We start from the raw sequence: 14,281 nt of genomic DNA on the forward strand, positions 1-14,281 counted from the left end.
GCACCAGGGTGCCTTATCAGCGGCCCAGGCGTCCTGGCCCCTCAGAGCAGGCGGGTGTCCAGGGGCTGCTCGGTGACGGCTCCCTCCGCCGACCGGCTGACGTAGTAGGCGGTCTTTCCCGGCTGCTCGGTCACCGCCTCGACGAAACGGCTGCCCCGGTAGAGCACGCCGACGCCATCCTCGGTGGCATAGCCAGGGGCCAGCGTGCCGTCACCGATCAGCGACTGGAACATCGGCCGGCGCTGCGGCTCGGAGTCGTAGTGCACGCCGTTGGAGAACGGCACCAGGGCCAGGCCGTCGGTGACCGGACGCAGTTGCGGCCCGAACGAGTCGGTGGTGCCGCCGCTGTGCCAGCAGATCGACCCCGCCGACACCCCGGTCAGCACCACGCCGGCCTGCCATGCCTCCCGCATCGCCGGCTCGATCCCGTGCAATCGCCACATCGCCAGCAGGCCGGCCACGCTGCCGCCGAGCACCCAGATCACGTCCTGGCTCAGCAGCAGCTCACGCGGGTCCTCCACGTTGGGCATCGGAAACAGCGCAAGGTGGCTCGGAAAGAAGCCCCGCTGCGCGGCGGCGTCGTAGAACCCTCTGATCTGCTCGGCGTTGTCACCCATCGCGGTGGCCAGGAAGCACACCCGCGGGGCCCGCCCGGCGACGCCGGCGAGCTCGACGGCGTAATCGGTGAGCGGGCCGAACTCCCAGCGAAGCCGGCGCGAGGCGACCATGCCGCCCGAGGTGGCCAGGATGGTCGGTTCTGCTGCCGTCATGGCGGCAATCTATCGAGCCGGTCCGGCCCGGCCGGAGGCGCATCATGGCAGGCATGGACGTTCTGAGCAGCCGGCTGCTGCTGCACCCCCGCGAGTTGACGACCAGCCAGCGCTTCTACCGCGACATCCTCGGGCTGGCGGTGCACCGCGAGTTCCCCGGCGGGCTGGTGTTCTTTCTCGGCAACGGCCTGCTCGAGGTGTCCGGGCAGAGTCCGGCCGGTGACCCGGGCGCCGCCTCGGCCGAACTGGAACTATGGCTGCAGGTGCGCGACGTCGGCGCCGAGCACGCCCGGCTGGCCGCCCTGGGGGTGCCGGTGTCGCGCCCGCCCCGACTGGAGTCCTGGGGGCTGATCGAGCTGTGGATCACCGACCCGGACGGCGTCCGGATCGTGCTGGTGCAGGTGCCTGAGGATCACCCGCTGCGTCGCGACCAGCGCTGAGCCGGTCTGGTCACCGGCCGGCCACCGCGGCGCCGACGGCCCGCATCCGGGCTGCCGCGATCGCCACGATCGCCCGGCTGGCCGGTGACAGGGTGGCGCCCTGCCGGTGCACGATCGCGAACTCGTCGAAGATCCGTGGCCGCAGCGGCGCCCAGCGCAGCTCGGGCGAGAGCCGGTCACCCAGCCGGTGCAGCAGGCCCCGGGCGGTGACCGTGTCGGCCAGGCCGAGTGCCGCCACCTCCAGCGCGGTCTCGATGTCCTCCACCTCGATGCGTGGCCTGAGGGTCGAGCCCGTCGACTGCACCGCCCTGGCCAGCTGCCGGCGGGTGGAGTCGTCGTTACCCCAACTGGCCTCCGACAGCACCAGTGGCGCCGCTGCCAGCTCGGCGGCGGTGACCGGCTTGCGCACCCGCGCCGGATCGGCGCTGACATAGACGAGCTCGTCACGGATCAGCGGCTGCACCTGCAGCCCCTCGTCGGCGATCGGCAGCGCGATCACCGCCGCCTCCAGCCGGCCGTTGCGCAGGTCCTGCAGCACCTCCATGGAGTTCTGCCCGATCAGTTCCAGCCGTACCCTGGGATGCGCGCGCAGCACGTCGGCCACCAGCGCGCTGCCCAGGTACAACCGGGCGGTGCCGAACACCCCGAACCGGATGGTTCCTTCCAGGACCTCGCGCACCGAGGCGACCGCGCGGCCGGCCTCGGTCACCGCGGTCAGCGCCCGCTCGGCGTGCGGGCGCAACGCCCGGGCGGCCTCGGTCGGCAGCAGCCCCCGGCCGACCCGGTCGAACAGCGGCGCGTTCAGCCCCTGTTCCAGCAGCCGGACCTGCTCGGAGATGGACGGCTGCGCCAAGCCGAGCTCGGTAGCGGCGGCGGTGAACGAGCCGTGCTCCAAGGTGGCCAGGAAGCAGCGCAACTGGTGAAGAGAGATCAAGGATCTTCCTTTGCAACGTCAAGGAAACCAAGGCTACCTCGATTGATGGCGCGCCCATAGGTTAAGCCGGTGACCCAGACCGCCACCGTTGTTCCCACACCGGCGGCAGGACCGAACCCGGCAGCCGGGCAGCCGGGTTCGGCCCTGGGGGTCGGGCTCTGCCTGCTTTCGGCGGTCGCCTTCGGCCTGGCCGCGGTGTTCGCCAAGCAGTGCTTCGCCGCCGGGTTCAGCGTCAGCTCGATGCTGGCCGGGCGGTTCGGCATCGCGGCGCTGGTGTTCTGGCTGATCGTGGCGATCCGCCGGCCGGCGATGCCCGGGCCGCGGCTGCTGCTGACCTGCCTGGCCTTGGGCGGTGTCGGCTATGCCGTGCAGGCCGCCTGCTACTTCTCCGCGCTCACCCGGATCGACGCCTCGTTGGTCGGGCAGATCCTCTACGTCTATCCCGCGGTGGTGGTGGTGCTGGGGTTGGCGCTGCGCCGCGAGAGCGCCAGCCGGCGCAAGTTCGCCGCCCTGGGGTGCTCGCTGTCGGGGTTGGCGCTGCTGCTCGGCTATGCCGGTTCCAACGGCCCGGTAGCTCCGGCCGGGGTGCTGCTGGCCTTCTGCTCCGCCCTGACCTACGCGCTCTACATCACCGTGGCCAACGGCCTGCCCGAGGACTTCGACGTGTACCTGCTCGCGGCGCTGGTGTGCAGCAGCGCCGCGATCAGCGTGGGCTTTTTCGGGCTGACGACCGGGTCGCTGCAGGCCCCGGCGCTGCCGTCCGGCTGGCTGTGGCTGGCGCTGCTGGCCCTAATCTCCAGCGTGATCTCGATCGGCTGCTTCCTCGGCGGGCTCCGGCTGGTCGGCGCGTCGACGGCTGCGATCCTGTCCTGCCTGGAGCCGGTTGTCACCGCCGCTTCGGCCATCGTGGTGTTCAGCGAGCGGGTCAACGCCGGCCAGGTGGTGGGGGCGGCCGTGGTGCTGGCGGCGGTGGTGATTCTGCGGCCGACCGCTGTCGCACGGCCGGCCGCAGCCGAGGCGAGCTAGCAGGTCAGTAGCTGACTCCCAGCTTGTAGGCCGCCTGCGGCGAGGTGTAACGGTCGACGCGGATGTAGACGGTGACCGCTGAGGTAGTCGTATTGGTCCAGGACGCCTGCTCCCCGTTCGTGTCGCTGTGGTAAGACTGCGCCACCTTCGTGCCCGCGTAGTAGATCTCGAGGTCGTAGTCCACGCTGAGGCCGTAGAGCTGCGCGGTCGCGGTGCGTCCCGCCGGCAGGCTGAGCCGGAAGTAGTCGTTCTGCTGCGTCGCCGAGTCGTTGAGATACGTTCCCGAGATCTGGTTGCAGGGCCCTGAGATGGCCTGCGGCGCCGTGACGCTGTTGTTGGGCTCGAGTTCGGTGACGGAGGTGCAGGTCGGGCTGGTCTGGTAGCTGGCCATGAGGGTCATGCCTGAGAAGGCGGCGTAGCCGTCGATCATCACGTGCCAGGTTCCCGGCGCCGGCGCTCCGAAGGCGCAGGTCTCGTTGTTGTCGCCGGTGACCGGTCCGCAGTCGTAGGCCGTGGTGGTCGGGGCCGAGCCGAAGCGGACGTACGGGTCGGCGTCGCCGGTGCCGCCCGAGGTCTGGAACATCAGGTTCGACGCCCCGGCCGGCACGGTCATCGTCCAGAATCGTTGGCTGCCGGTCGCTCCGGACAGGCCCGTGATCGCGACGCCGTTCTGCAGCACGTTACTCGGGGCGGGTTGGGGTTTGATCGCCAGCGCCGGCGTCCAGCCCGGGTTCACGCCGTCTCCGGAGTAGGCGCCCCGGTAGGTGGTGATCCGCGACTGGTAGTTGAAGTCGCGGTTGTAGTCGGTGAGGCCGGTGAAGGCGGAGTAGTCGATGGCGGCGCCTTGGAGCTGACCGGTCTTGGGGTAGAGGTCCAGGCCCGCTCCCAACGCCGCCGTCGGGTTGTTCAGGTACGTCGAGGCGGCGCTGTGACTACCGGTGACGTTGTTGCTCTGCTGCCCACCGGAAAGGGGCGTCCCGGCGAAGACGGCGTTGCCGACGATCCGCTGGGAATAAGCAGGGTCGCCGCCCGTGATCCGGATGCCGGTGCCGCTGGTGACCACGGTGTTGTTGAAGATGTCGACCCGCTTGGGCACGCTGTTGTGCGGCTGGAAATACATCCCGGCGTTCGAGCGGTTCACCAGCAGGTTGTCGTGGAAGGCGACGTTGCCCTCGCCCTGGAACAGGCCTTCGTAGGGGTTCTGGTAGAAGAGGTTGCCGTAGATCTGGTAGATGTCGGAGGCGCCGGCGCCCGAGGTCGGCCAGTGCCCCACCAGCAGGTTTGGGCGCGCGGCACTGCCGGAAATCGAGCCGGTCTCCTTGCTGAAGACGTTGTTGCGGATGATCGTCGTGCCTGTCGACGGCATGCCGATCGAGGTGTTGCGAGTGAGCTGGTGCTTGAACTGGGCGTTGTAGCCCAGCGTGCCGTAGACCAGGTTGTTCTCCACCAGGAAGTTGGTGGTTTCGCCCGCGCCGTCGGAGTTTCCGAAGTACATCCCCGTGTAGGTGCTGGTGATCGTGTTGTTGCGGACCACCCAGTTCCATGCTGGGCACTTGGTGTTGATGGCTGTGATCTGGGTGGCGTTGAAGTTCTTGAAGCTCAATCCCTCGATCAGGATGTGATGGGCGGACGTGCCATGGGCCTCGTCCCTGACCCCGTCGCTCGCTATGCCCTGGCCGTCGAGGGACAGGTTGCGCACGGCGATGTAGCTGGCGTCCTTGAAGCTCACGATGTTGCGGTCCGGGCTATTGGTGAACACGGCGGGCGGGCCGCTGGCCGGTCCCTCGACGATGAGGCACTTGTCGGGCTGGCCGTTCCTGTTCCAGAAGGACAGGCCCTGGGTGTAGGTGCCGGCGGCCAGCAGCAGCCGCTCGCCCGGGACCAGATCGGCGAGCAGCAACCGGTAGTTGGAGGGGGTCGCCTGGATGGTCCTGGTGGGAACCAACGCGCCGCAGCCGCTGATGGTCTGGTGAAGAGGAGGGTTTTCGGCGGTCGCGGCAGTGGAGAACGAGGCTGTGGTCGCCGCGAACGCCGCACTGGCGGTGTCCGAGCGGATCGGATCACCTACCCCGCGTACCAGCTGGTAGCCGCCAGGGCGAGCGCCAGCAGAACGGGGCGGGTACGAAATCGACGGGTGTCGGCGACGAGAGAGGTGGAGTCGCCGCCGGAGCCGAAGCGAAGGGAGCGCATCGAATGTCCTGAGGGAGAAGGGGACGGGTCAGTAGCTGATCCCGAGCTGGTAGGGCGTCTGGGTCGAGGAGTAGCGATCGACGCGGACAAAGACGTTGACCGCTGTGGTGCCGGTGTTGGTCCAGGACGCCTGGTCTGCGCTCGCCTCGCTGTTGCCCGAACTCGCCAGCAAGGTACCGGCCACGTTGTAGAGGTAGAGGTCGTAGTCCACGCTGAGGCCGTAGAGCTGCGCGGTCACCGTGCGTCCCGCCGGCAGGCTGAGGCGGAAATAGTCATTCGCCGTTGTCTCATTGACGAACGTCCCCGCGATCTGGCTGCAGGCCCCCGAGATGGCCTGCGGCGCGGCGGTGCTGTCGTTGGGCTCCACCTCCGTGACCGACGTGCAACTCGGGCTCATCTGATAACTCCCGATCAGTGTCATGCCCGAGTAGGCGGCGTAGCCATCCACCATCACGTGCCAGGTGCCCGGCGCCGGCGCCCGGAAGGTGCAGGTCTCGTTGTTGTCGCCGGTGACCGGTCCGCAGTCGTAGGCCGCGGTGGTCGGGGCCGAGCCCAACCGCACGTACGGGTCGCCGTCGCCGGTGCCGCCCGAGGTCTGGAACTTCAGGTTCGACGCTCCGGGCGGCACGGTCATCGTCCAGAACCGTTGGCTGCCGGTCGCTCCGGACAGGCCCGTGACCGCGACGCCGTTCTGCAACTGGTTGCTCGGCGCCGGCCCGGACTGCGACTTGATCGCCCACGCGAGGGTCCATCCCGGGTTGACGCCGTCTCCGGAGTAGGCGCCCCGGTAGGTGGTGATCCGCGACCGGTTGTTGAAGTCGCGGTCGTAGTCGGTCAGGCCGGTGAAGGCGGAGTAGTCGATGGCGGCGCCTTGGAGCTGGCCGGTCTTGGGGTAGAGGTTCAAGCCCCCTCCGAGCGCTGCCATCGGGTTGTTCAGGTACGTCGAGGCGGCGCTGTAGCTACCGGTGACGTTGTTGCTCTGCTGCCCGCCGCTCAGGGGCGTGGCGGCGAAGACGGCATTGCCCACCACGCGCTGCGAGTAGGCGGGGTCAGCGCCCGTGACCCGGATGCCGGTGGTGCTGCTGACCACGGTGTTGTTGTAGGCGTCGATCCGCCTGGGCGCGCTGTCATTGGCCTGGATGTTCACCGCCAGTTGCGTGCGGTTGACGAACAGGTTGTCGTGGAGGGCGATATTGCCTTCACCTTGGAACAGCGCCTCGTAGGGGTTCTGGTAGAAGAGGTTGCCGTAGACCTGGTAGATGTCGGAGGAGCCGGCGCCCGAGAGCGGCCAGTGGCCCATGCGCAGGTTCGGGGTGGCGGAGGCGCCGGAGAGCGAGCCGGTCTCCTTGCTGAAGACGTTGTTGCGGATGATCGTCGTGCCCGTCGACGGCATGCCGATCGAGGTGTCCCGGCTGAGCTGGCGGCCGAACCGGAGGTTGTAGGCGCGGGTGTCATAGATGAGGTTGTTCTCGACCAGGAAGTTGGCCATCGTGTGCGTGCCGTCGGTGCCGAAGGACATTCCTGAGTAGGCGCTGGTGATCGTGTTGTTGCGCACGACCCAGTTCCACACCGGAGCCGTGGAGGTGATGCCTGAGATCCCGGTGGCGTTGAAGTTCCTGAGGCTCAGGCCCTCCAGCAGGATGTGGTGCACCGATGCCGAGCCGTACTCGGCCTTGACGCCGTCGGAGTTCAGGCCCCGGCCGTCGAGGGTCAGGTTGCGCACGGCGATGTAGCTGGAGTTCCTGAAGCTCACGACGTTCGAGCCGTCGTTAGCGAGGAACACGGCCGGAGAACCGCTGGCCGGCCCTTCGAAGACGATGCACTTGTCGGCCTGCCCGTTCATGCCCGAGATCGGCAGGCCCTGGGTGTAGGTGCCGGCGGCGAGCTGGAGCCGATCACCTGGGATCAGCCCCACCATCAGCGACCGGTAGTTGGAGGGGTTCGCCTGGATGGTCCGGAGCGGAGTCAGCGCGCCACAGCCGCTCCCGATCGGTTCGGGAGTTGGATTCGGAGGCGGAGCAGGTGCGGGTTCGGGTTTGATCGCCAGCGCCGGCTTCCATCCGGGGTTGACGCCGTCGCCGGAGTAGGCGCCTCGATAGGTGGCGATCCGTGGCCGGTAGTTGAAGTCGCGGTCGTAGTCGATCAGGCCGGTGTGGGCGGAGTAGTCGATCGCGGTGCCTTGGAGTTGGCCGGTCTTGGGGTAGAGGTCCAGGCCCGCTCCGAGTGCGGCCATCGGGTTGGTGAGGTAGGTCGAGGCGGCGCTGTAGCTGCCGGTGACGTTGTTGCTCTGCTGGCCGCCGGTCAGGGGGGTGGGGGAGAAGACGGCGTTGCCGAAGACGCGCTGCGGATAGTTGAGATCGGGCTCCCTGATGTAGATGCCCTCGGCGGCGGTGACCACGGTGTTGTTGAAGATGTCGATCCGCTTCGGCACGTCGTTGTGCCGCTGGATGCTGACCCCCCACTGGGTGCGGTTCACCAGCAGGTTGTCATGGAAGGCGAGGTTTCCCTCGCCCTGGAACAGGCCTTCGTGGGGGTTGTCGTAAAGGACGTTGCCGTAGATCTGGTACGTGTCGGTGGAGCCGGGCCCCGAGGTCGGCCAGTGCCCCACCAGCAGGTTGGGCATCGCCCGGTCGGCGCCGGAGAGCGGCCGGGTCGCCTTGCTGAGGACGTTGTTGCGGATGATCGTCGTCCCGGTCGAGGGCATGCCGATCGAGGTGTTGCGGGCAGTCTGGTGCTTGAACTGGACGTTGTACTCCCGGGTGTCGGAGACGACGTTGTTCTCGACCAGGAAGTTGGCGGTCCCGTAGGTGCCGTCGGAATGGCCGAAGTACATCCCGGTGCCGGTGCTGGCGATCGTGTTGTTGCGAACGACCCAGTTCCAGGCCCAGGACTTGCTGTTGATGCCCGAGACCAGCGGATCTACGTCAAAATTCTTGAGGTTCAGCCCCTCCAGCAGGATGTGATGGTTGGACGTGCCATGCGCCTCGCCCCGGACGCCGTCGCCCCCCAAACCCCCGCCGTCGAGAGACAGGTTGCGCACCGCGATATAGCTCGAGTCCTTCAAGCTCACGATGTTGCGAACATTGCTGTTGGTGAAAACGGCAGGCGAGCCGCTGGCTGGGCCCTCGACGATGATGCACTTGTCCGGCCCCCCGCTCTTGCCGTGGATGCTGAGGCCCTGGGTGTAGGTGCCGGCGGCCAGTTGCAGCCGGTCGCCCGCAACCAGCTGCGAGAGCTTCGACAGGTAGTCCGACGGCGTCGCCTGGATGGTTTTGATGGGAACCAGCGCGCCGCAGCCGCTGATGCTCTGCCACAGCGGCGGGTTCTCAGCTGCCGCGGCGGAGGTCGCCGACAACGAAGCGGTGGCCGTCCAGCTGGTAGCCACCAGGGTGAGCGCCATCAGAACGGGGCCTACCCGGAGCCGGCGTCTGCTGCCTGAGCGCCCGGTGGGGGTGATGAGGTGGCTGCCGGTCCGCAAGCGACGAGAGGGCATCGGATCTCCAAGATAGAGGAGGTGGATATGAGAGCGATTTGTCGACAAAGACACCTACCAGCCACATTGCACTCGTGCATATACCCTGTCAATCCTCTAGAAGGCGCCGACTCGGGCAGTCACACCCAGGGCCAGCCGCCGCACGCGGAACGTGCTCGGGCGAGCTAGCCTGTCGGCCATGTCCGGCGGCTGGTTGGGGTTGCGCTCGTTGCGTCACCGGGCCGGCCAATCGATGCTGGTCGGCCTGCTGTCGATGACCGCGATCGCTGCCTGCGCGGCCGGGCCGATGTACCAGCGAGCGGTGGAACAGGCCGCGATCCGGTCCCAGCTCAGCCACACCGGCCCCGCCGAGCGGGGTGTCACGATCACGGCGGGCTCGCCGGCCGAGGTCCGGTCCTATCTGCCCACCGGGGGGCAGCGAGAGGTGTTCGCGACGCCGGTGACCGGCTTCGAGGCCGACGTGTCGGTCACCGGGCCGCGCTCGCGCTTCGAGGCGGTCGCCGCCGGCCGCGACGACGTCTGCCAGCACCTGCGGATCACCGAGGGGCGGTGCCCGGTGACGGGCCTGGAGGTGCTCGTCAGCAGCTCCAGCGCCCGAGCGCTCCAGGTCGCCGTCGGCGACCGGCTGCGGCTGACCGGCCGGGGCGGGTCGGTGGCCTACGACATCGGCGCCGTCCGGGTGGCCGGGCTCTACCAACCGTTCGACCCGGCCACCGACTACTGGTTCGACCGTGCCTACTCGACCTCGGCCGGCGTGGTGCGCGAACCGCAGGGCGACGCCGTGCCGGACCTGCTGCATTCCGACGCCCTGCTGCTGTCACCGGCCGGCGTCGCGGCCTTCGAGGCCGCCCGCCGGTCAGCCACGGCCGGCAGCGGCACGCCGTTCCAGTACCTCGCCGACCTGCCGGTGCCGCCGGGGAGCATCGGCGTCGAGGACAGCCGGCGGTTGCTGCAGGCGGTGGACGCGATCACCGCCAGGATCGACGCGGCGCACCCGCCCGGAGATCCGAACCGGGGCAGCGTCGAATCGCGACTGGTCTCGGTCCTGGAACAGGCCGACGCCGGACGGCGCCAGAGCCGGGTGATCATCCCGACGCTGGCGGTCCAACTGGCGCTGGTGGTGCTGGTGGTGCTCGGCCTGGTGGTGTCGGTGGGGGTCGACCAGCGCCGCTCAGAGCTGGCCCTTGCCCGGCTGCGCGGCCAGAGCAAGCGCGCCGCGGTCGGGCCCTACCTAGGCGAGATCGCGGCGCTGGTGGGCGCCACGCTGGTTCCCGGCCTGCTGCTGGCCTGGGCGGGGTGCTGGCTGCTGTGCCGCTGGTGGCTGCCGGCCGGCGTCGAGCCGGAGTGGCGCTGGCCGGTGCTGCTCGCCGGCGGCGCGGTTGCCCTGGTGGAGCTGGCACTGGCGGCACTGCTGGCCCGCCGGGCGGCGGCCCAGCCGATCGGGCAGTTGCTGCGCACCGTAGCGCCGATCACCGCTCGACGGGGTGTCGGGGCGGCCGAGGTCGGCCTGGCGGTGGCCGCCGTCGGCGGTGTCACGGTGGCGCTGACCGGTGAGCGCAACAGCGCGCTGGCCCTCGTCACGCCCAGCCTGATCGCGATCCTGGCCGGCCTGCTGCTGGGCCGGCTGGCCCTGTGGGCAGCTCGGCTGGCCGGGCGCCGGGCGCTCTGGCGAGGGCGGCTGGTGGTTGCGGTGGCCGGCCTGCAGGCGGCCCGCCGGCCCGGCTTTCGACGGGTGCTCACCCTGGTGTGCGTGGCGGTGGCGTTGCTGGTCTCCAGCGTCGATCAGTGGAAGGTCGCGGCGGTCAACCGGGAAGCCAGGGCAGCGGCCGAGATCGGTTCGGCGGTGGTGCTGGAGGTCACCACCCCCACGGCGGCCAAGCTCCGGTCGGTGGTGGCTGACGCCGACCCGGGCGGGGACTACGCGATGGCGGTGATCACCCAGCGCCCCGACGGCGACGCGACCCCGGTGCTCGCCGCGGATCCCCGGCGGCTGAACCGGATCGCCGACTGGGGCTTTGACCACGACGCCCCGCCCCAACCGCTGCTGGACCGGCTGGTGCCGACCGACCCGCCCGATCCGGTCGTGCTGAGCGGCCGGGCGCTCCGGCTGCGGCTGGGCGCGGTCAGCCTGGTCAGCGATGACCCGACCTCCAGCGACCGACCCAAGCCGGTGTCGCTGCGGTTTCACCTGCGGCGTCCGGACGGCTCGCTGACCGCCGCCCAACTGCCGGTGCGGACCGGTGCCGGCGCCGGTGCCCCGACCGCGCTGCTCGGCGGCTGCGAACAGGGCTGCACGCTGAGCCGGATCGAGCTGGTCAGGACGGTGGGTGACTTCCTGGCGGCCAAGGTGTCGATCCAGCTGCTGGGATTAGACGCAAGCTCCGCCGCCAGCCCACCCGCCGGCTCGGCCGGTCCCTGGCAGCCGGTGCCGCTGGGCCGCGCGCAGGACTGGCGCAACGCCGAGGAGGCGGCGGCCGCGGTCGGCGCGGCGGCCACTGTCTCATTCACCGAGGGCGCCGCCGGCGCCCTGGCGCTGCAGGCGGTCAGTCACGGGTCCGAGGCCACGTTGCAGCACCTCAACGTGCCGGTGAACCTGCCCTGCCTGCTCGCGGGCACCGGCTCCGCGGGCGCCAGTTCCCCGGGTGCCGATTCCCCGGTCACCGGTGAGGCCGACTCGGCGGTGCAGATGCACGGCATCGACGGCGCCTCGGCCAACTGCCAGCCGGTAGGGTCGCTGCCTTTCCTGCCCCGGCTGGGCGCCGGCGCGCTGCTGCTGGATCTGGAGCTGGCGATCTCGGCCAGCCAGTCGGTGCTCACCAACAGCACCGCCGGCATCTGGCTGCGTACGGTCGACCCGGCCCGCGAGCACCGGCTGACCGAGGCCCTGACCGCTGCCGGCATCGGCGTCACCGGGCGCTCGACGATCGCCGACCAGCTGTCGGTCTATGACCAATCGCCACCGGCCTGGTCGATCAGGGCGGCGCTGGCAGCGGGGCTGATCGCGGCCCTGCTGGCGGCGTTGATGATCGTCATCGTCGCAGTGACCTCGAGGCGGCCCCGCGGCTATGACCTCGCGGCGCTACGGCTGCTCGGGCTGCCGTTGCGCACGCTGCGCCGGGCGGTGCTGGTCGAGCAGGTGCTCGGCGTGCTCGCCGGGGGGCTGGCCGGCGCCGCGGTCGGGGTGGTCGGGGCCCGGCTGGCGCTGCCCGCGATGGCGCTGTTCGTCAACCCGTCCACCGTGCCGTCGCCCAGCTACGGCACCGCGTGGCCGGTCGTGCTGCTGGCCACCGGCGGCGCGCTGGCGCTGCTGTGCTGTGCCGCCGCGCTGGCCGCGGTCCTGGTACTGCGCGCCGTGTCGCCGAGCGCGCTGAGGGAGGGGCAGTGACGGCAGGGGCGATGAGAGGCCTGTCGGTGTCGGCGCACGGCCTGGTGCACATCTACCGGCTGGAGGGCAACGACGTCGTCGCGCTGACCAGTGTCGATCTGGAGGTGCCGGCGGGCCAGCTGGTGGGCCTGCTCGGGCCTTCCGGCTCGGGCAAGTCCACCCTGATCACGCTGCTCGCCGGCGTGCAGCGTCCCAGCGCCGGCCGGTTGCGGGTGGGCGAGCACGACCTCTCCAGCCTGTCCGACGTCGAACTGGACCGGCTGCGGGCCATCGAGGTCGGTGCGGTGCTGCAGGGCGCGACCCGCAACCTGCTCAGCTACGCCTCCCCGGCGCAGAACGTCGCCTTCGCGCAGAAGGCCGCTCAGCGCCTGGGAGTCCGGCAACTGCCCAGGCCCATCGAGGTGCTGGACCTGCTGTCGCTGGCCGACTGCGCCGGGCGCCGGTTGGCAGAGCTCACCCCGGGACAGCTGCAGCGGCTGGCCGTCGCGGTCGGGATGGCGACCCTGCCCGGCCTGTTGCTGACCGACGAGCCGACCAGCCAGCTCGATCACCGTTATCGCGACGAGGTGCTGCGGGCCATCGGGTCGGTGAACCGATCGGTGGGCACCACGGTGATCACGGTGACGCATGACCCCGAGGTGGCCGCCCGGATGCCGCGCACCATCACCATCCGCGACGGCCGGATCGGAGCCGAGGGCCACGGCGGTGAGGATTTCGCCGTGCTCGGCCGGGACGGCTCGCTGCAACTGCCGCCCGATGTGCGCGAGCAGCTCGCGCCCGGAACCCTGTTGCGGGTAAAGCTCAATCCGGACGGCACGGTGCTGCTGGATCCTCGCCCCGGCGGCCCGAGCGCCGACGGCAGCCCGAGCGCGGACGGCAGCCCGAGCGCGGACGGCAGCGGACGGCCGGGAGCCAGCACGTGACCGGCGGCCTGCACGCCCGGGGGATCGAGGTCCGCTTCGGTGAGCTGGTCGCCGTCCAGCAGGCTGACCTGGCGCTCGCACCGGGTGAGCTGGTGGCCGTCACCGGACCTTCGGGAGCGGGCAAGAGCTCGTTGCTGGCGGCCTTGTCCGGCATGATCGCGCCGTCGGCCGGCGTGCTAAGCGTGGCCGGCCAGCCGGTCGTCGGACGCGATCAGGCGGTGGCCAACGGCATCGTGTTGATACCGCAGGGCAACGCGCTGATCCGGATCCTGACCGCGATCGAGAACGTGGCGCTGCCGCTGGTCGCGGCCAGGCTGGTCGACGCCCGGCAGCGCGCCGAGGCAGCGCTGCTGGCACTGGGTCTGGACGAGGCCGCCGACCAGCTGCTGGAGGAGCTGTCCGGCGGCCAGCAGCAGCGGGTCGCAGTGGCCCGCGGGCTGGCCGAGCGCGCGTCCTACCTGCTCGCCGACGAACCCACCAGCGAGCTCGACGCGCTCAACCGTGGCCGGGTGATGGGGTTGCTGCGGGCCGAGGCGCGACGCGGCGCCGGCGTGCTGGTGGCCACCCACGACCCGGAGGCGGCCGCGCTGTGCGACGCCGAGCTCCGGCTGGACGAGGGCCGGGCGAGCTGGGTGCGCGAGGACCGCACGACCTGAGTAGTCACCGGGCACGGGGCTAACCCCAGCCACGCCCCGCCGGTGCCAGACTTGCGGGGTGAGCGAAAACCGAAACGTGCTGGGCGGCGAACTGGAGGAGTGCGGCAGCGATCCGGTCACCGGCTTCTATCGCGACGGCCGCTGCACCTCCGGGCCGCAGGACGTCGGTAGCCACACGGTGTGCGCGGTGCTGACCGCGGAGTTCCTGCAACATCAGCGGCAACTGGGCAACGACCTGGTGACGCCCCGACCGGAATACGACTTCGCCGGCCTGGGGCCGGGTGACCGCTGGTGCGTGGTGGCGATGCGCTGGTTGCAGTCCTACCGCGCGGGGGTGGCCGCGCCGGTGGTGCTGGCCGCGACCAACGCCCTGGCGCTGGAGATCATCCCGCTGGAGATCCTGCGCGAGCACGCCATCGACGTGCCGGCGGACCCGAGCTCGCTGACCTGAACGGCGCCGCGCC

At 70.3% G+C, this 14,281-nt stretch carries 10 protein-coding genes; 6 read left to right on the top strand and 4 right to left on the bottom strand.

Annotated features, from left to right (window positions below; genetic code table 11):
* Positions 1-41 precede the first annotated feature (41 nt).
* The gene (locus VF557_03355; protein HEX8079224.1) at positions 42-770 is read right to left on the bottom strand and encodes a peptidase E; all 729 of its coding nucleotides are present in this window, start codon (positions 768-770) and stop codon (positions 42-44) included.
* Between the two features lie 53 nt (positions 771-823).
* Between VF557_03355 and VF557_03360 the strand changes: the two genes are divergently transcribed.
* On the top strand, positions 824-1,210 hold the full coding sequence (locus tag VF557_03360; GenBank protein ID HEX8079225.1) for a VOC family protein: 387 nt from the start codon (positions 824-826) through the stop codon (positions 1,208-1,210).
* Between the two features lie 10 nt (positions 1,211-1,220).
* On the opposite strand, the gene VF557_03365 is transcribed toward VF557_03360, so the two are convergent.
* A complete protein-coding gene (locus tag VF557_03365; protein ID HEX8079226.1) occupies positions 1,221-2,144 on the bottom strand; it encodes a LysR substrate-binding domain-containing protein in 924 nt (307 codons plus the stop codon).
* A 69-nt stretch (positions 2,145-2,213) separates the two neighbouring features.
* On the opposite strand from VF557_03365, the gene VF557_03370 reads away from it, so the two are divergent.
* The gene (locus tag VF557_03370) at positions 2,214-3,170 is read left to right on the top strand and encodes a DMT family transporter (GenBank protein HEX8079227.1); all 957 of its coding nucleotides are present in this window, start codon (positions 2,214-2,216) and stop codon (positions 3,168-3,170) included.
* 4 nt (positions 3,171-3,174) lie between these two features.
* Here the strand turns inward: VF557_03370 and VF557_03375 are convergent, their stop codons facing one another.
* On the bottom strand, positions 3,175-5,115 hold the full coding sequence (locus tag VF557_03375) for a PPC domain-containing protein (protein ID HEX8079228.1): 1,941 nt from the start codon (positions 5,113-5,115) through the stop codon (positions 3,175-3,177).
* Between the two features lie 273 nt (positions 5,116-5,388).
* Positions 5,389-8,853 carry a pre-peptidase C-terminal domain-containing protein gene (locus VF557_03380; GenBank protein HEX8079229.1) on the bottom strand — a complete coding sequence of 1,155 codons (3,465 nt, stop codon included), beginning with the start codon at positions 8,851-8,853 and terminating at the stop codon, positions 5,389-5,391.
* Positions 8,854-9,031: 178 nt separating this feature from the next.
* Here VF557_03380 and VF557_03385 point away from each other — a divergent pair, with 178 nt between their 5' ends.
* From VF557_03385 to VF557_03400, 4 genes are read left to right on the top strand one after another with little or no spacing between them, the layout of a single operon-like run.
* Positions 9,032-12,238 carry an FtsX-like permease family protein gene (locus VF557_03385; GenBank protein HEX8079230.1) on the top strand — a complete coding sequence of 1,069 codons (3,207 nt, stop codon included), beginning with the start codon at positions 9,032-9,034 and terminating at the stop codon, positions 12,236-12,238.
* Positions 12,239-12,249: 11 nt separating this feature from the next.
* Positions 12,250-13,161: an ATP-binding cassette domain-containing protein gene (locus VF557_03390; GenBank protein HEX8079231.1), complete on the top strand. Its 912-nt coding sequence runs from the start codon at positions 12,250-12,252 to the stop codon at positions 13,159-13,161.
* A complete protein-coding gene (locus tag VF557_03395; GenBank protein HEX8079232.1) occupies positions 13,158-13,817 on the top strand; it encodes an ATP-binding cassette domain-containing protein in 660 nt (219 codons plus the stop codon). The genes VF557_03390 and VF557_03395 overlap by 4 nt, the downstream gene beginning before the upstream one ends.
* 58 nt (positions 13,818-13,875) lie before the next feature.
* The gene (locus tag VF557_03400; protein ID HEX8079233.1) at positions 13,876-14,268 is read left to right on the top strand and encodes a DUF2237 domain-containing protein; all 393 of its coding nucleotides are present in this window, start codon (positions 13,876-13,878) and stop codon (positions 14,266-14,268) included.
* The last annotated feature ends 13 nt before the right edge of the window (positions 14,269-14,281 follow it).

The organism is Jatrophihabitans sp., assembly GCA_036389035.1.
Classification (GTDB): domain Bacteria; phylum Actinomycetota; class Actinomycetes; order Mycobacteriales; family Jatrophihabitantaceae; genus Jatrophihabitans_A.

Coding starts and splice junctions, on each gene's coding strand:
- VF557_03355 (HEX8079224.1), bottom strand. CDS start 770: ATGACGGCAGCAGAACCGACCATCCTGGCCACCTCGGGCGGCATGGTC.
- VF557_03360 (HEX8079225.1), top strand. CDS start 824: ATGGACGTTCTGAGCAGCCGGCTGCTGCTGCACCCCCGCGAGTTGACG.
- VF557_03380 (HEX8079229.1), bottom strand. CDS start 8,853: ATGCCCTCTCGTCGCTTGCGGACCGGCAGCCACCTCATCACCCCCACC.
- VF557_03385 (HEX8079230.1), top strand. CDS start 9,032: ATGTCCGGCGGCTGGTTGGGGTTGCGCTCGTTGCGTCACCGGGCCGGC.
- VF557_03390 (HEX8079231.1), top strand. CDS start 12,250: ATGAGAGGCCTGTCGGTGTCGGCGCACGGCCTGGTGCACATCTACCGG.